Origin of the sequence: Breznakia pachnodae (genome assembly GCF_030814225.1) — a bacterium.
Classification (GTDB): domain Bacteria; phylum Bacillota_I; class Bacilli_A; order Erysipelotrichales; family Erysipelotrichaceae; genus Breznakia; species Breznakia pachnodae.
Genome location: NZ_JAUSUR010000010.1, coordinates 51,245 through 69,835 on the forward strand (window position 1 = coordinate 51,245; position 18,591 = coordinate 69,835).

The following is an 18,591-nucleotide window of genomic DNA, read 5'->3' on the forward strand; positions in this document are numbered from 1 at the left end:
AATATCAAATATTTCATTTTGAATTAAATATAATTGATAAAATAATTGGTATTTTATTTTTTGTAAGTTGCTATGTAATACTGTTCATTTTGTAACTGGATATTTTTCTTTCATAAATATGACACAAATAAATATGCCCATAAAACTCAAAATGAAGGTGTAAAAGTATCAGTTAACTTATGCAGAAATTGAAGGTTTAACAGGAGTAAATCATTCGAAAATACATCGAATAGAGAATGGAATAACGAAAGATCCTCAGATATCAGATATTACAAAATTGGCAAAGTTCTTTAAAGTTAGCTTAGATGATTTTGTGAATGAAGATTTAAGAATAAAAGATAATAATTCAGAAGAGAAAAGTAACCGTAATAATTAATACAGGAAATAACATGGACATGTTGTCCATGTGGTAGGGGGAACAATGTATATTTTGAATGCACAGATAATTTGTCTAATACTAGGGAGTATTATGTTTTTATTAATGATACTACTTTATGAGTTGATTGATGAACTTTTATATATCTTTGTTGGTGGGATTGGAGTTACATTTTTTTACATTGCTATAATTCTTTCTTTTTAATGGCTGAAGTCAACTTAATTTTTTAAATATAAAAGCTTACTAAGATATGAAATGGCAAGATATAAGAAACTTGTTGATAAGAAAAAAACTACATAATGTGGCAATAGTTGATTTAAATTTAAATCAGTTCCAAAAAAAACATTGAATAGATTGTACACTATGAACGAGAATGAAATGATTGCTATAGGGAAAAGAAAAATAGAAATAATTATAAATATAATTCGGTATTTGAATAAATCACTTCTGTCCAAAGGTCGATATCTATGAAGTTTAAGCATTTGATTAAATTCTTTTTCGATACAACAAATTAATGCATTGGTATTTCTATCAGAATCATCTTTTAAAAATATGTTGAAAAGATTAAGTGTTTTCTTGCTAAGTAATAAAGATTTATCATCATCTAAATAAAGTTGACTTCTTAATTTATAGAGAAAATATCTCGTTTCCTGAATATCCATTTTTTCGTATAAAGGAGTGGATATGCCAGAGAAATAGATGTAGCGGTAAAAATCAAATCTTAAGTTATCTATTTCAGTAATAGTAGAACGTTTTCTTAAATAATGATTTAAAAACGCAACGAAAACACTCCCGAATCCAAGTGCAGTCAAAATTGTAGCGACTAACGTGATTATCTCAGGTGTAGTTAGTGGTTGATCAGCGGCTGCCTCAGTAGTAGGCTTAAGCAGTGAAATGAATTTTAACAAAATCACAATAACCTCCTATCTCGAATATAAGATATTTTAGCACAATGAATGGAAATACTAAAATGAATATAAAAAGGAATCTAGCATATTTAAGGTGCAAGTACGAATTAACATATGCAAATATTGAAGAACTAACAGGAGTGAATCATTCGAAAATACATCGAATAGAGAATGGAATAACGAAGGATCCTCAGATATCAGATATTACAAAGTTAGCAAAGTTTTTTAAAGTTAGCTTAGATGATTTTGTGAATGAGAATTTAAGAATAAAAGATAATAATTTAGAAGAGAAAAGTAACCGTAATAATTAATATAGGAAATAACATGGACATGTTGTCCATGTAGGACCAGGAGGGGCTTGTGGAAGAGAATAAAATTAACAGAATATTGGAGCAGATATTATATGATGGAGAACTGACAACAGATGAAAAAACACTTCTACTGACAATTAAGAGAGTGTTCGAAAATAATATGAAGATACAAACAAAAATATTCACTGATGCTCAGTTTATAGTTTTCTTCCAGCAATACAGAAAGCAAATCTCCAGATGGATTGGGCAACCGGTAGGAATAGTTGAAGAAAAGATACAATCGAAATCATTCAGTGAAGTCGAAATCAGTTTGATTATTACAAATTTGTTTCTACTGTTACTTAGAGATAAGAGTGATATTGATGAAGATTATGATGAAGTATTAAAAGTAAGATAAAGGATGGTGATTATGGATAAGTATATTAATTGGGATGAAACATGGCAAGTATTGGAAGATAGAGATAGAGATAGGATTGATGAAACAACAGCTTTTAATCGTTTGATCAATATATTCAAACAAGCACATGGATCCTATCTGTTGCAAAATGGAAAAATAGTATTTAGAGAGAATTATGATTTGATGGATTATCGATACTCTACCAGTGTGATAGGTTCAGATAATAAAGACTGGAAAGTGGAGCAATCAAAGAAATTAAGTGATCGTATTAATGAGGAGCGAGATGTATTAGCGTTTTACCTAGATAGGATTAATAGTACATTTAAATCATACAGTCCGATTTTTTTGGAACTATTATATGACAGATACTTTGATGATATGACAGTAAGAGAAATTCTAAAAAAGCGAGAAATAAATAATAAACGATATTATTATGTAATAGAGAGTAGCGAATATTTATTCAAAGAAGCGACTTTAATTTTGAAACCATCTCCTCAAATTACAGAGCATATTGAGATGTTGGAAAAACGTGCAAAAGAGCGTCAAATAAAACTTGTCAATAGTTGGGCAGAAAAAATTTTAAGCGTAGATTTTGATGATGAAGAAACTATAAAAACAATAAAATAAGCCTATTTTAAAGGAGAAATGAAGAATGCGCTGTTCACTTGTGAAATAATTTCACAAAGTGTTCCCCCTGAGAGGGGAACAAAATGTCTAAAAAACCGTGTTAAAATGATATCGTGAGATAGCAGGGGTTCTTCCTTTTTGATAACATGGACACATTGTCCATGTAGGCTACAAACAAAGAAAGTGGAGAGATAAAATGAAAAAAGTAAAATTATTGATGATTGGGCTATTAGCCATGACAGTTGTTGCATGTGGGAGTTCTGATAAGACTTCTATTGAATTAAAGAAAAAAGAATTTGTAATTGAATATGGCGATGCAGCTTCAGAAGATGCTAAGGACTATATTAAAGCTGATAAAGATGTTTTGAAGGAAACAGGTATTTCTTTCAAAGATGTTAAATATGAAAAAAGAGAAGCTGATGGAAAGGAAATCAAATACTTAGAAGTAGGTTCGTATAAAGCAACTGCAGTTTATAAGGATGAGACATTAGATTTCAAAATAGTTGTAAAAGATACTACTGCTCCTGAATTTGTTGATTTTAAAGAGAAAATAGAAATCGAACAAGATTCTGCAGAGGATCTAAGCACTAAGTTTACTGCAACTGATCTAAGTGATGTTACTATTACTGTGGATGTGGAAAAGATTGATTCGTCTAAAGCAGGAGAATACAAGACAACTGTTACAGCAAAAGATAAGTATGATAATGAAGCAACTAAGGATGTAACTATTGTCGTAAAAGAAAAAGCTTCAGCTGATCAAGATAAAGATCAACAAGGTAATCAAGGAACACAACCTGATGCTAACCAGACTACAGGTGGATTTACAGGAAGTTCAACAAACTCTTCTGGAGGCACTAGTGCTGGGAATGGAAGTGGAGGATCTACAACACCAAGTAATCCAACACCAGCACCTACAGAAGCAGTTGTTCAATTAACTCCTACTCCTACAGGAAGTCCTATATTTGAAACAGAGGATGAAGCAATTAATTGGGCTTATTCAATTTGGGACAGTCCAACAGCTAGCGCTAAGTTAGCTGAAGATCATGGCTATACAATGATTACTAATTGGTATAATGGAGTTATCCATTTTGGATATGCAAGTACTGGTCAAGTAGTTTATTCAAAACATGTAATTATATTTACGTTTCAATAGATAATAATTGATGATTAACCGATAATGAAAATTATCGGTTTTTTTATGGAAGGAGAGAGCAAAGATGTATATTTTGTATTGGGTATTTTATTTATAGCAGGGTTTCCCTGCTTTTTTTATGCGATGAGACTGGTAAACAAAGAACCGAATAAAATTCAAAATAAATAGGAGGAAACGAAATGAATTTTAAAAAGATATCAAAACTATCATTAGCATTATTAGTATTAGTGAGTACTTTCCTTACTGGTAATATTAGTGTTAATGCAAATGAATTAAATGCAAAGGAGAGTTATGTCAATCCTGTTCTTTTAAATGAGTTCAAAGGATCTAATAAGAGTGAACTTGTTAGAAATCATAATGATTTAAAAGAAACAAAGCAAACCAAGATAACTGTAGAAGAACCTATTCACTCAGTATTGGCTCATGATGAAATAAAGAGTGAAGTGAATGAAACAGAGATATCTCCATTGACTCAATTACTTTTAAATGAAATACAAGCGCGCGCAGGCCCAGTAACAAATGTTCGTACAGTTACTACTGGATACACATTTTCATGGAGCAGTTCTAGTACCATCAGTGGAGCGAATAGTGGGTTTGCTGCAATTGATCGTATTTACGCAGATAATGAACTAGTTACATGTTCAGAACCACCGACACCCGTAATCCCAGGAGGTGGATATAATTCTTCTGAATTAGTATCTAATGCTACTAGAAAAAAACTTGCACGTGCTGCAGTGGCTAATAATGTATATGCAATGAATGATGAAGCATATGCAGCATGGCAATTATATCAACACTCTATTATGTATGCAGCAGAAGGCTTTACAGTTGATTCTTCAAATGTACCAAATTTATCAACGTATTTTACACAGTTTGAAGCAAAAACAACAAGCTATTGGACAAAACCAACATTTAACTTTGGTGATGGTACAATTAAATCTGGTGAAACTAAAACTTATTCTGTAACCAATGGAATTACAAGTGGTTGGGGAATATTTACTACCTCAACAGGAGTAACGGCTTCTTTCTCTAATGGAGTATTAACTGTTACAAATAATAATACAACAGATGATACAATAACAATTCAAATCACAAAAGAAATTGGTGCATACAAACAGGTGTCGATGGTGTATACAAAGTCGGGTTCGCAACAACTTGTAAAATGGGGGTTGGATGACCCCGATAGATTTCCAGTTAATTTTACAAACCTTAGAAAAGGTGATCTACAAATTACAAAAGTAGATAACTTAGGTAATAAAGTTTCTGGAGTAACATTTGATGTAAGTTACAATTCAGATATGAGTAATCCTTTTGCAACAATTACAACTGGAGCAGATGGATCAATCAAAGAAGAAGATATCGATCTCGGAGATGTGTATATTAGAGAAAAAACAGTTGTTGCTCCTTTATTAATTGATAATACAATTCATAAAGTTACAATTTTACCTAATCAAACTGTTACCTATACACAAACTAACCAACGCGCTTCAGGAACTGCAATTCTTTATAAGGTAGATAAAGAAACAGGATTAACAGTGCCACAAGGTGATGCTCGATTGGATAATGCAGTTTATGCTCTATATGCATCAACCAATATTTATGATGGTATTACCGGCAAGTTAATCTATACTAAAGATCAAGAAATCAGATCTGAAGTTATTGGAACAGATTTAAAAATGGAAGTTTCAGGATTGGCTTCTGGTAAATATTATTTCCAAGAGACAGCAAAATCAACTGGACATTTACTCGATCCAAATAAATATGAAGTTGATTTAACTTATGTTAATAACGCAACTGCTATAATCAAAAAGGAAGTTACATCAAAACAGCAAGTAATTAAAGGAAACTTTGAAATTCGTAAAGTAATCGATCAAGGTAACTCAGGTGTTCAACTAGGAGAACCTAATGCTAAATTTAGAGTGCAATTAGAACAAGAAGTTCAAAAGGTTGGAGAATCAGCAACAGTTTATGATGATCTAACAACAAACCTAGTAGGATATGCGAAATCAATTGATCTTCCATATGGTAAATATCGAGTAACTCAATATGCTGCAATGAATGAAAATCTAGAGCTTGCACCTTATTGGATTGTTGATATTAGTGAAAATGGAGTAACGATTAGTTATGTTGTTACAAACAAAGAACACACAGCTTATGGAAAAGGTGTGAAAGTTGATGAAGGAACACAAATTAATATTACACATAGCAATGCTGAATTTAAGATTTGGAATGTTGACAAACAAGAATGGTACAGTGAAGTCGTAGGATCTAAATTAGTAGATACATGGACTGCAGAAAATGGTGAAGTGATCACTAATAAGGTAATGCCTGCAGGTAACTATGAATGGGTTGAAGTCTCAACTCCTGAAGGATATGTTGATGAAGAATCAAGATTCCCATTTGAAATCACTGCAAGTAATGTTCAAGAAACAAATATTGATGGTAAAGCAGTTACTGTTACTGTAATGGAAAACACTCGTCCAACTGGATCATTAACTGTTGATAAACTGTTCGAACGCAGTGATGAAAGAAAAGAAACAAAAGAATTATTAGTCGCAAGATTCCAAGCTACAGTTGTAGAAGATACAGTTGTTCCTTATGATGGAGAAACAATTGAATTGAAAGCTGGAGATGTATATGTGAATCCTGATAGTGAAGATGGATTGTTTACTGCGGTAGAAGGACAACCATTTACTGTAGATAATATTCCTGTTGGCTTAAATGGTACAAAACTGAGATTTGAGGAAGTAGAAACTCCTGAAGGTTATGTACCAGCTGACCCATTCGAAGTGGAATTCACACATGATGATCAAACAATGAAAGTAATTCAATTGAATAAGGAATTAGAAAACAAGATTATTCGTACAGATATTGAATTAGCTAAAGTTAATGAGTATACTGAAGAACTTCTTAAAGGCGTTGAAGGTATTGAAATTACAGCATATTTAGATGAGGAACTTACTCAAGTATATGAAACTCAATTGGTAGATTCTGAAACAGGACTTGCTACATTTAAAGATGTATTATATGGTACAACACTATATTTTGCAGAAACAGCTACACACGAAGATTACTACTTAAGTGACCAGGTTATTAAAGTTGAAGTGAATAAAGATTTAGAAGGTATTGGAGAAGTGCATACATTTACTTATGCAAATAAGCCAAAACCAACAATTGGAACAACAGCTACAGGCATCAACGGAGAAAAGACTTTGGATCCAACCATGGATAATGAAACAATCGATGTTATCGCTTATGAAAACATTGATACTGATTTAACATATGTAGTTGAAACTGTTGCGATAAGTGATAAAGTGATTGCTATAATTGAAGAAGCTACAGGGAAAGAGTATAAATCATTATCTGAAGAAGAAAAGAAGGAAGCTTTAAAAGTAGCTATCAAAGAAACTCCTGAATTAATTAAAGCTAGAGAAATTGAAAAGGATGTTAGATTTGAAACTAAAGATGGAGAACATGAAGTTAAAGTCACAATACCAGCGAATTCATTAGTAGATGGTGAAGGTCTTGTTTATCTGGAATACTTCTTTAATCAAGAAACATACAATCCTGAACCAACTGAAGAAGAGCCAAATATACCTGTTGTTGAACACGAAGATCCAACTGATCCTGGACAAACGATTAAAATGGAATCACCTGAATATCAAATCCCAGTAACAAAAGTTGATGAATTAACCGACAAAACAATTATTAGTGAAAGATTTGCTTTTGAATTTGCTTGTTACAGAGATGGTAAGTTGGTCGACACATTTAAAGTAAATGGTGATCCTAAAACTGGTATTGCTACATTTACATTTAAAGGTGCAGGTACTTATGATGAAGTAAGAATTGTGGAGAAGGAAGCTCCAAAAGGATACCTTTTATCAGATGAAGTCATAACTGTAAAAATGGAAGAGTTCAATGAAGATAGAATATATGAAATCCGTTATATGAATACACCTCTACCAGATGATGTTGTAGTGAAAGCTGGAGATAACACTAATGTACCAATGATGATCATGTTATCATCATTATCTCTTTTGTTTGTTGCTACATACTTCACAAAGAAGAGAAGAAATCAAAAGGATATCTAGGGATATGTATACTAAGAAAATTAAGACGTGCTTGTGCATGTCTTTTTTTCTTGCTTTCACAAGTGCATGTTCTAATCCGGAATATGATTTTAAGAGTAAGGAAGTAATCGAGTATGAAAGTGAAGAACTCGATACCTGTTTGCTAGTAGAAGAAGTTGAAGGAGACAGCGTTAAGGATTATCACAGACAAGAAAATAAGATAACAATCAACGGAAACGAAGTAACATGCTCGACAGTAAACGTAAGAAAGCTTGGGAAGCATGAAACAGTAATAAAAGTGAACGGAATCAAACATACTATGTTTTTTGAGGTTGAAGATACCATATCTCCAGATATTACTGTAGAAGATGAATACATAGTCGAACAAGATAATGAATACTTTAATTTTGAGAAGATGGTAAGCATTGTTGATTTGTATGACAATAAGCCGATCATAGGGTTCACTGGTAATTATGATCTGTCAAAACCAGGAGAATACATAGTTAAGGTATCAGCTAAAGATTCTAGCGATAACGAATCAGATAAAGATGTAAAGATTAAAGTAGTTGAGAAGGAAGTTGTGGTCAAAGAGGAAATTGTTTACCAGCCAAATCCTAATGAACAAGGTGGAAATGTTTCTGATAGCAGTCAGACAACTGCGGGTAGTCAATCAGGATCCACACCAAATGCTATATCCCCATTAGCCGAAATGTATTTCAGTATAGAAGAAGGATATAACATGGAAACTGCTTTCAACGCATGTAGATTTTATCGTGGTTCAAATGGAGGATCATGTACCCCATACAATGGACCAGATGGGTTATATGGTGGACATGTATATCAACCTTAAACAACATGGACAGAGTGTCCATGTAACTATAAAAAACAACATGGACATGTTGTCCATGTAGAAGGAGAACAATATGAAAATAAAAACATTATGGAAACAAACAAAGACTAAATTATTTCTAAGTACTGCAACAGTTACAGGAATCTTAGTTATGAATAATACAGTTATTTCTGCAGAAGATGCACCAACCTTTGATAACAGTGCAGCTGAAGAAGTAGCAAGTGGATGGGTTGATCCTGCTACTACGTTTGCATTGTGGGCAGTGCCTATATTGACATTACTTGTATTGGTGGTCCATGGGCTTACATGGATGAGCAAAGATGAAGAGGATAAAGAATCAAAGCCGTATCAAAAAACAGCAAAGCGAATAATTTTTGTTGCAATTGGTATTGAGTCAATCGGGGTTATTTTAAAGATTGTTGGTATTAAGTAGGTATGAATACAGACAAACAAGAAAGGAGGTGTAGTCCTTGCTAGATTGGATTATAGAAGGAATACGAGTTCTTATATGGGGATTAACTAGCGCTTGTTTGCGATTAATGGATGTATGCTATGATATCGTAATTGAAATTGCATCTGCTGACTTTTTAAGTACTTCAGATGTATGGGGATGGTATTATGCGACCATGTCCTTTTTAGGTCTATTGATAATCGTGCGTGCAATTGCAGTATATTTCAAATTTGCATTTGATGAAGAATTCCGAGAAAAAGTTAGTGTAAGTAATTTTCTCCATAAATTAATCGGAATTGTTTTCGTAATCTTGTTATTACCTCAGATACTAGGTTTCGTTTCATCTGTTTCATCTTGGGGAATGCAGAACACCAGCATTATATTAGGAACGTCACCAGATACAAAGCCATCTACACTAATCATTACAGCGTTTATGAATACTGAAAATGGTGAGTACAACGAAAGTGGTGAATGGGTAGCAGGAGAAAAGGTAACGTATACAATAGAAGATGTTGATATTAATGAAGATGGAGAAGGAGATGACGACTATAAATTCTTCAATGAAATTGGAGATTTATTTACTGTAGCAATCATCGGAATTGCAGCTGCAATTATGTTGATAATGAATGCAGTGCAAATAGGAAAGAGAAGTTATGGATTAGTTATGAAACTCATCATAGCCCCACTTCCTATTTCATCACTAGTCGTTCCTGGGGATGAAACATTCAGTATGTGGAGAAAAATGATAACCAGTGATTATTTGTTGAACTTCTTTCAGACTTTAATGATTATGATCATAATGATTTTATCTGGAAGCAAAGTGATTTCAGATATGTCCGTTTGGGCGCAAATCATTAGTTTTATTGCAGGTCTACTAATGCTATTATCCGGAGTTCCAGAGCTAAGTAAAATTTTAGGTGGTGATACCTCTCAAGGAAGTGTTTTGCAGCAATTAGCATCATTCAGAATGGCAACAAGAGGAATGGGACATGGTATTGCTGAAAAAGCAAAAGCAATTGCAGGGACTGGTGTAACTGCTGGTGCAGGAGCCGGTTATGGAATAGGTCGATTGCTTGGTGGTAAAAGCATGGGGCAACTCAATGCGGAGAAAACTGCTAAAGCTGAAAAAGCATCTGAGAATGGTTTTATGGGAGGAAATAAGGCAGATGATAATCCTGGAGGATTTGCTTCTACTCCTAAAGATGATGGAAGTGGTAATACGAATGTATCTGATAGTAGTAAAGTGGATAATCATGATCAATCGTTTTTGAATAACGAGAATGATACAAACGAGAACTTAAATGTAGAAGGTGGTTCTCAAGGATTCGATACAATAGGGAAACCTGCAGAAGGAACAGGATTAGGTGGATCGTCAACTTTTTCTGACAATGCAACTCAACAAGGCGTTGGAGAAGCACAGGGTGCAGAGGCTACTCGACTATCAAGAGATGGAACAATTGTAAATAATTTTGCTAACAAAGCAGCTACTATGAATGGAGCAAAAGGATTTGCTGCTAACTTTGCATCAAATTCATCGCGACATTTGTATCAATCTAGTATGAATAGAATTGATAGATCGCGCGCTTACAGAATGACTACATCAATAAAACAACTTGGATCTAAACCACCAGTGGAAGGAGGAAGCTAATATGAGGCAACCATTAATATTTAAAACAAGCAAGAACTTTAAACGTGGATTGTTTATCATGAACCGATATAGACCAAGTGACATGATAATTATTTTAAGTACAATAGCATTTAGCGTATTGTCTATTATATTGTACTTAAATCTGGTTGATGAATCAGAAACCTTAATAAAACTAATAATTGTAGGTCTACTATTGTTACCAGTGTTAGCTGTGTACTTATTGTTTATGCCAATGCCTACGTATTTTAATGTATTAGATTTTCTAAAGGTATGGATAAGATGGCAATTCAAACAAAAAGTATGGAAATGGGAAGGTATTCATCAATTTGATTACTATGATGTTGATGATGAGCAGGAAGGAGAAGGACATGGAAAACCCAATAAAAGGATACGTAGAAAAAAGAAACAAAAAAAGAACTCGTAAAGAAGTAGCTACTACTTTACAATGGATAGATATAGAAGAGGTTTGCGAGCATCATATCCGATTGAAAGGAAAAAAGAATAATATAATAGTGGGTATTAAGTTAGATCCTCATTCACTGTTCCTGAATAGCCGAGCAGAGCAAACAAAAAGAATACATTTACTAAGAATGTCACTTAATCGTCTGAATATGGATTTGTGGCATGGATTCGTATTTAATCCAGTCAATTTGGACTCCTATATATCTATGCTTTCACGTCAAGCAATAGGAGAAACTGATCCAGTCATATTAGAAATGATTGATGATGATATAGATAAAGCAGGAGCATTTATTAGAGACTTCAGAGAACTGGAGTTTTTTATAATGTTGAAAGGGACTGTTGGGAATAAATTTGAGGACCAGTTTCACCAACTGCAGGCATCACTTAAAAGTGCTTTGTTTACGTTTAAACAATTAAATAGAATAGATTATGATAACTATATTTCTTATGCGTTTGAAAATACTCTTGTTAATGATTATTACTTCTCAAGAGGTATCTTTGGAGAAGATATGGATATAACTAAATTAGATGATGTGGAGGATGATGAAGATGAGTAAAAGATATAAATCAAGGATTGCTCCACCAACGATAATTGAAAAAGAAAATTACTATCAAATTGGAGAGTATTATATTCGTAACTTTTTAGTAACTGCACTGCCCCAGGAGTTTGGGTTGGGAATGCTTAGTTACTATACCAGCAATCCGAATATTAAAGTTTTCGCAAAAACAAATCAGCTAAAAATGGATATATCTGTTCCATTGAATAAGGAATATAAAGAGAAGGAAAATGAATGGAAGAAAACGAAAGATATTGAGCTGAAAGAACGATTAGAAAAACAGCTAATTGGGATGAACGAATATATTCGTGACATTGTCGCAAATAATGATAAAACACTCAATCTAACAATTATTTTTTCTGTTCGTGCAAATACAAAAGAAGATTTAGAAGATCGTAGTGCAGATTTAAAATCCACGCTACGAATGGATGGATTTAAGATTGAACCATTACTTATGGCTCAATTAGACTTATTTAAGCATACTACTCCATTGTTTACTTCTACAGGATTCTCAAAGACGATGGAAATAAATCTAGGTGTTCCAATCACAACCAAGAGCTTTGCTGGTATGTGGCCGTACACCTTCGAAACAATGAAAGATAAAAGTGGATTCCTTTTTGCCAGAGAAAAGAATAACTCTGGTGTAATTATTTGGGATCCTTTTTTGTACCTTCATGACAAACAAAAATCAGTAGAAGAAAATCGACTTACAGCGAATATCGTAATATTTGGGAAAACTGGATCAGGGAAAACTACAACAGAAGATTTGATTCTAAGAGATTTTATAAAAAAGAAAATATTACTAATCTGGGCAGATCCTGAAAATAAGAATAAATATCTTACTCAAAAGTATGGAGGAACATTTATTAAATGGGGAAGTAAAGGTAGTCAAATCAATATCTTTGATTTAAAACCAATTTCTATTGACGAAGACGAGGATGAAGTAAATCCATATGATACAGAGCTTGCGATCTACAATGTAATCGATGAATTTAAAAATATGCTTCGGTTATATAAACCTAAAATCAATGACGATACTTTAGACATAATAAGTGAGATTATCGTAAATTTGTATGAGCGCTTCAAGATTACATTTGATACTGACTTTAAATCTAAAACTTATACAGATTATCCAACACTTTCAGATTTTGATGCTCAGTGTGAAATTGAGCAAAATAAATATGAGAATGATAAAAAAGCGAAACGAAAACTTGATGCATTAGATGATCTAAGATTAAAAATCAAACCTATGCTAACAGAACATAAATATTACTTTGATGGACATACAACTATTAACTATCGTATGGATGGAAGAAAGATTCTGTCATTCGGAACAAAAATCCTGATTAGTAAGTCAAAAGAGCTTAGAGACGCTATGAATTACATTATGTTTAGTTATATACGAGGGATAGCTCTTGATGAATCAATTGAGAGTGGTACTGCATTTGGTGAAGCTTCATCTTATCTGCTTGAAGGTAAAGCAGCCGAGGAGATAGCAACAATCTACAGGCGATCAAGAAAATACAATAACAGTGCAATTCTGGATACACAGGAACCTCAAGATTTAAACAATGAACTTATTAAGGTTCATGGTAGTGCAATTATGAACAATGCTACTTATAAAATTGTTATGCAATTAGAGAAAAAAGCAATTGAGCATCTTGATGATCTGATTACTTTAAATGATAACGAAAAAGATATCATTGAAATGTTCGGACGTGGGGATGCTTTATTTATTAGTGGTGATAAGCATTTAACCATAAGTGTATTAGCAACTGAAAAAGAGCTACAAGAAATGGATCCGATCGCAAATGGGTAATTCAAGTAAAAAAATTGTGATCATAGCAATGAGCATTTTCATGGTGATTATGCTTTTTGTTACACCTATTGTGATTTCAGCTGCAGTAGTTGCATCTCCAGTAGTAGCAATTCATGATTTTTTTGTTGGCTTAGGTAATTTCATTTTTGGATCAGGAGATTCGAATGAAGCTGTCGAACTTATGAAAAAGTTCTTTGAACTTCCTGAAACCAAACAACAGTTAAAAGAAACCTATCAACCTCTTATCGATGAAGAAAAAGAAAAGGGTTTTGATATTCCAATGAACTGGCTTGTTATTCCTAACTTGCTTGCAGGAATCGAAGAAGTTGATGAGTCTATGGTCAAGACTCAAATTAAATGTATGAAAGATGAAGAGAAACTACGTGATCTAGAAGGTTATATTAATGAACTACGCAAACAAGAACCATGGAATGGTGGCTTTGGAGGTATTTCTACAACTACGATTGTTGGATATATTAATGAGTTCACATCATACATGGGACAAGAAGAGTCGCTGGATATAGGAGGCTTAAAAGATAAAGACTTCTTATACCCACTTAAAGAAAAAGCTCGTGTTACTTCAGAATGGGGACCAAGAGAAATTGAAATCGATCCCTCAGGATTTCATAGAGGAATCGATTTAGCATATAGCGATAATTCAACTACTTGTGGAGTTCCTATTTATGCTACCCAAGGTGGAACAGTAGTAGAAACTGATAAAACTGCAAATGGTCAAAATTATCTCCTAGGTGCTTATGGAGGAAAGGTAAGATATGACAATGTAGATGTTTGGTATGTGCATATGCGAGATCCTTTTCCTTACGAAGTAGGAGCTGTAATTAAAAAAGGAGACTTTGTTGGATATATTGGAGAAAGTGGAACTGCTACAGCATGTCACTTGCATTTAGAAATTTGGGTAAGTGAAGTAAATGTTAATCCACGAAATTTTATAGAGTTTTAGTAAATATATTTACATGGACATGTTGTCCATGTTGCTAACAAGAAAGAAGGTGAATTATGTTATTTGATAAATTTATAGACCTAGTTAAGGGTACACATAAACATGGTGGAGAAATAACGATGGCAGTTCAAACAGTAAAAGATTTGGAAAACAACAATGGTCTAAGTGATAAAGAAAAAACAGAATTAGACAAAATCATCGAGTCATATGGAATAGATGTAAATCTTATTGATTATGAAGAGTATGATTCGATTGATGAACCAGAAGAAATACTAACTTTAGATAATAAAGAGGAAGGAGCAGGTAATGAAACTTAAGGATGCTCAACAAGAATTCGTCGATCGTCTGTTAGAATCACTGGGCAATGGAATAATTCCTTGGCAATCCCGCTGGGACCAGGGAGTGATGAAACCAATCAATGGAGTATCAGGAAAACCGTATCGAGGAGTTAATCAATTAAATTTGTGGATGAAATCACTAACAAGTGGTTTTGATGATCCTAGATGGTTAACGTTCAAACAGGCAAATGAATTAGGTTGTAAAATAAAAAAAGGGTCGGTTGGATCCAATGTATATCATTATTCTTTTAAAGATGAGCGAACGAATAAATATGTTCCATATAATGAATATGTTGAAATGGAACCAGAAGAAAAAGAACACATAAAGACATTAACAAAAGTATATAAAGTATTTAATGGATCACAAATTACTGGTCTTGAACCATTACCAGATAATGAAAGAGTTGTTTCATTTTCTAATACACTAGCAGCTGATTTTGTTGATCAACTACAAGTGCGGATGGGTGTGAATGTTCTGCAACATAAATCAAGAGCGTTTTATAATATATCTGAAGACCAGGTATATGTTCCTGATAAATCTCAGTTTCGAACAGAGCAGGGATACTACGCTACATTACTTCATGAAATGGCTCATGCAAGTGGACATGAAAGTAGGCTTAATCGAGAGTTTGGAACAAATCGTGATAGCGATCAATATGCAATAGAAGAACTGAAGGCAGAACTATCATCTGCCTTTTTAAGTATGGAAGTAGGATTTTCAATGGATAGTGATCATGAGAAAAACCACCAAGCTTATATACAAAGTTGGATGAGAGCAATTCAAAATAACCAACGGGTTCTATTTGATGCAATCAAAGAAGCTTCAGGAATACAATCATATCTAGTTGAAACTGGAAGATTAAATGAACTAAAAGAAAAGCACAAACAAGAATTAACTGGGGAGAGTGAGCAAAGGGTTCAGGTCCAAGGGACTCGACCACAAGCGCAACTCAACGATGATGAACAAATTCTTGAAAGACAACCAGCTACAATTGAAGTTGATTCAGAAGATTTAAAAGAAGCTAGATCTGAAGAAGATATTGCAAAGTCAATTTTGACAAAATGGAATAATGAGTTCCCAGTACCATATCATATTGTAGAAGCAGATAAAGGAAATTACAAAGTTGCAATCTTTGATCATCCAGGAAAAGCAGAACACTATTTTCAATATCGACACGCATTAAACGAATGGGTTCATGATACAAAAAATGAAGATAGTATCCTTCAAATAGAGGGATTGGATAATCAGGAAATAGATTTCTTGAGAAAAACATATGCAGTTGGTATTGATAATCGAGTTTTTGTTGACATGGATGGCGTTTTAGCCCGTTTTAACAACCAAATCAGTTCAATGGAGGTTCTTTATGAGAAAGGTTATTATTCTTCGTTAGAACCTCTAGAAAACGTTGTGAAGGCAGTATCTGATTTAATCGACAATGCAGATGCAGAAGTTTATATACTATCTGCAGTATTGGATTCTGAATATGCAGCTGATGAAAAAAGAGAATGGTTGCAAAAGTATCTTCCGAAAATAGATAATGATCATATTATTTTTTCAGAGTATGGATATCCAAAATCAAATTATATTCCTGGAGGAATTAAGTCAAATGACGTCTTGCTAGATGATTACACTAAAAATCTTGATGAATGGACTGCAGTTGGTGCAAAAGGAATAAAACTTATTAATGATATCAATGATACAAATCAGAGTTGGAAGGGGATGCGTGTAAATTACGATGATCAGGATTTATCAAAAGTTCTGTTTGAAAATATTGATCGTATGCAAAATTCTGAGGGCATAGTTATTCCTGAAGAAGTAGAGGCGGAAATAAATGAATTGTTAACTAATGAAGAAAATGATTTAAGTGATTCAGATAGAGTTGCTGCACTGCAGGAGTTTTTACATAGCGAACAAGAAAAGTTAGATGAAATGATGAAGGTTGAACAATTCTATCCAAACGAAAAGCAAATTCTGCGCCAACAAGAAATAGTAGACAATGTTTTAAATCAATACAATGCTGCAGTTGCAAAATCAAATAAAGTTAGAAATGATCAAGAGCAAATAATTGCCCAAAGGAATGATCCTTTAGAAATCAATAATAAAATTATTAATTTAGATGAAATTGGTTACGAACTAGAACTATCACATTACCTGAAAGATAAAGAAGCACTCATATATCTTCACATGAAAACTCCAGTAGGGCACATAGTTACAATAGACGGAAACGGAAAGGAACTTATTGGATTTGAATATAAAAGCTTAACTGATGAAGAGATGAGTAAGACAACACAAATATATAAACCGATTAACTCGGTTGATCAACTTGCAGAGGTACAAAGCGAATATATTCGAGGAACTTATATGATGAATCCTGAGTTTATGACTGCACAAGAAGCTGTTCATTTTCATAATGTATTTGAATGGCTTACAAATAAATTCTCTAAAATTATTCCTGATGAACTGGTGAATAAAGTACAACAAGAACTATTGGATAATTCTCCTATGGATTATCAAAAAATGATGTCATTAAGAGATAAATATATTACAAATGATATGGTACAAGATGTAGCGAATCGGGAGCGTGTGGATGTTAATCGATTACATGGGTTACTAGGAACAACCAATCGAAAAGAAGTTGAAAATAGCGTTACTCAAAATCAACAACAAACTACCACAAAAAGATCGACGGTTTCATTAGATACGATAAAGAATTCTGTATCGATTGCAGAGTATGCAAGAGATGTTTTAGGTATGGGATTGATTAAGGAATCACGAGGAATGTTTCGTCTCGATGCACATGACTCTTGTAAGATTTATCCTAACAATACATTCTACCGATTCTCTCAGGGAGTAGGCGGAAGCATTGTGGATTTCATAAAGCATTTTCAAGAAGTTGATACAAAAGAAGCGATTGCTATTCTGAAACAGCACTACAAAGAAAGTAATCCTGATGAGCGGTTTAACAGTGGTGAGAAAGCAACGAACAAAAGTGTTGTAAGAGGATTTGACAAAGACTTGGAAGTTCCAGAGAAAGGAAGCACAAACAAGAATGTATATGCTTACTTAACTAAAACAAGAGGTATTAGTGCGGATATTGTTAATGATTATTTAAAGAGAGGATTACTTTACCAGGATGTAAATAATAATTGTGTTTTTGTTGGAAGATTAGATAGAACAATCCATTATGCTATGGTACGAGGAACAGGAAGAGGTAAATTCCGTCAGGATGTAGCTGGCAGTGTGAAAGAAGTTGGAATCTATGTAGAGAACAATAGCGACACGTTAATCGTAAATGAAGCAGCTATTGATCAAATGAGTTATCAGACATTGGTTCAGGATCCAAAAGCTTACAGTTATTTAGCTTGTAATGGAGCTTCAAATGTTGTGAATGCAATTCGATTTCATATGAATAAAAGAGCAGAAGCGACAAATCTTAATAGAGTTATTATCGCTTTAGACAATGATGATGCAGGAATAGAAAATACTGAGAAAGTAGTAGAATATCTGAAGGAAGATTATCCAGACCTAGAGGTACGTGTTCACTTGCCAGAGAATGCAAATGACTTTAATGATCAATTGAAGAATGAATTAAATCAATTAAAAGAAATGGGGATGGAACAAAATATTTCAGGATCTAATTTGGAAATGACATGAAAGAAAGT

Annotated in this window: 15 protein-coding genes and 1 pseudogene; 15 read left to right on the top strand and 1 reads right to left on the bottom strand. The window is 33.4% G+C overall.

Features of this window, described 5'->3' with window-relative positions; translation table 11 throughout:
• Positions 1–184: 184 nt before the first annotated feature.
• Positions 185–376, top strand: a pseudogene (locus tag J2S15_RS20365) (helix-turn-helix domain-containing protein); the annotation flags it as partial.
• A 218-nt stretch (positions 377–594) separates the two neighbouring features.
• Here J2S15_RS20365 and J2S15_RS19800 read toward each other — a convergent pair.
• Entirely contained in the window at positions 595–1,290 is a 696-nt protein-coding gene (locus tag J2S15_RS19800; protein WP_307412049.1) for a hypothetical protein, read from the bottom strand.
• A 56-nt stretch (positions 1,291–1,346) separates the two neighbouring features.
• Here J2S15_RS19800 and J2S15_RS19805 point away from each other — a divergent pair, with 56 nt between their 5' ends.
• The 14 genes from J2S15_RS19805 (at position 1,347) to J2S15_RS19870 (ending at position 18,583) form a co-directional block, all read left to right on the top strand.
• Positions 1,347–1,595: a helix-turn-helix domain-containing protein gene (locus tag J2S15_RS19805; protein ID WP_307412051.1), complete on the top strand. Its 249-nt coding sequence runs from the start codon at positions 1,347–1,349 to the stop codon at positions 1,593–1,595.
• A 49-nt stretch (positions 1,596–1,644) separates the two neighbouring features.
• Positions 1,645–1,992: a hypothetical protein gene (locus J2S15_RS19810; protein ID WP_307412054.1), complete on the top strand. Its 348-nt coding sequence runs from the start codon at positions 1,645–1,647 to the stop codon at positions 1,990–1,992.
• A gap of 12 nt (positions 1,993–2,004) precedes the next feature.
• Complete coding sequence (locus J2S15_RS19815) at positions 2,005–2,619, top strand: hypothetical protein (protein ID WP_307412057.1); 615 nt, start codon at positions 2,005–2,007, stop codon at positions 2,617–2,619.
• Positions 2,620–2,815: 196 nt separating this feature from the next.
• Positions 2,816–3,772 (top strand): hypothetical protein, encoded by a 957-nt coding sequence (locus J2S15_RS19820; protein WP_307412059.1) that lies wholly within the window; start codon positions 2,816–2,818, stop codon positions 3,770–3,772.
• Between the two features lie 179 nt (positions 3,773–3,951).
• On the top strand, positions 3,952–7,863 hold the full coding sequence (locus tag J2S15_RS19825; RefSeq protein WP_307412061.1) for a SpaA isopeptide-forming pilin-related protein: 3,912 nt from the start codon (positions 3,952–3,954) through the stop codon (positions 7,861–7,863).
• 37 nt (positions 7,864–7,900) lie between these two features.
• Positions 7,901–8,692, top strand: coding sequence for a hypothetical protein (locus tag J2S15_RS19830; protein WP_307412063.1), 792 nt, complete (start codon positions 7,901–7,903; stop codon positions 8,690–8,692).
• A 73-nt stretch (positions 8,693–8,765) separates the two neighbouring features.
• Positions 8,766–9,125 carry a hypothetical protein gene (locus tag J2S15_RS19835; protein ID WP_307412066.1) on the top strand — a complete coding sequence of 120 codons (360 nt, stop codon included), beginning with the start codon at positions 8,766–8,768 and terminating at the stop codon, positions 9,123–9,125.
• Between the two features lie 37 nt (positions 9,126–9,162).
• On the top strand, positions 9,163–10,791 hold the full coding sequence (locus tag J2S15_RS19840) for a hypothetical protein (RefSeq protein WP_307412069.1): 1,629 nt from the start codon (positions 9,163–9,165) through the stop codon (positions 10,789–10,791).
• A gap of 1 nt (position 10,792) precedes the next feature.
• Positions 10,793–11,215 (top strand): hypothetical protein, encoded by a 423-nt coding sequence (locus tag J2S15_RS19845; RefSeq protein WP_307412072.1) that lies wholly within the window; start codon positions 10,793–10,795, stop codon positions 11,213–11,215.
• Positions 11,160–11,810, top strand: coding sequence for a hypothetical protein (locus tag J2S15_RS19850; protein WP_307412074.1), 651 nt, complete (start codon positions 11,160–11,162; stop codon positions 11,808–11,810). The genes J2S15_RS19845 and J2S15_RS19850 overlap by 56 nt, the downstream gene beginning before the upstream one ends.
• The gene (locus J2S15_RS19855) at positions 11,803–13,629 is read left to right on the top strand and encodes a VirB4 family type IV secretion system protein (protein ID WP_307412077.1); all 1,827 of its coding nucleotides are present in this window, start codon (positions 11,803–11,805) and stop codon (positions 13,627–13,629) included. Before J2S15_RS19850 ends, J2S15_RS19855 begins: the two co-directional genes overlap by 8 nt.
• A 40-nt stretch (positions 13,630–13,669) precedes the next feature.
• Positions 13,670–14,590, top strand: a complete 921-nt coding sequence (locus J2S15_RS19860) for a M23 family metallopeptidase (RefSeq protein ID WP_307412080.1) — start codon at positions 13,670–13,672, stop codon at positions 14,588–14,590.
• 56 nt (positions 14,591–14,646) lie between these two features.
• Positions 14,647–14,907 carry a hypothetical protein gene (locus tag J2S15_RS19865; protein WP_307412082.1) on the top strand — a complete coding sequence of 87 codons (261 nt, stop codon included), beginning with the start codon at positions 14,647–14,649 and terminating at the stop codon, positions 14,905–14,907.
• Positions 14,897–18,583, top strand: coding sequence for a 5' nucleotidase, NT5C type (locus J2S15_RS19870; RefSeq protein WP_307412085.1), 3,687 nt, complete (start codon positions 14,897–14,899; stop codon positions 18,581–18,583). The genes J2S15_RS19865 and J2S15_RS19870 overlap by 11 nt, the downstream gene beginning before the upstream one ends.
• The last annotated feature ends 8 nt before the right edge of the window (positions 18,584–18,591 follow it).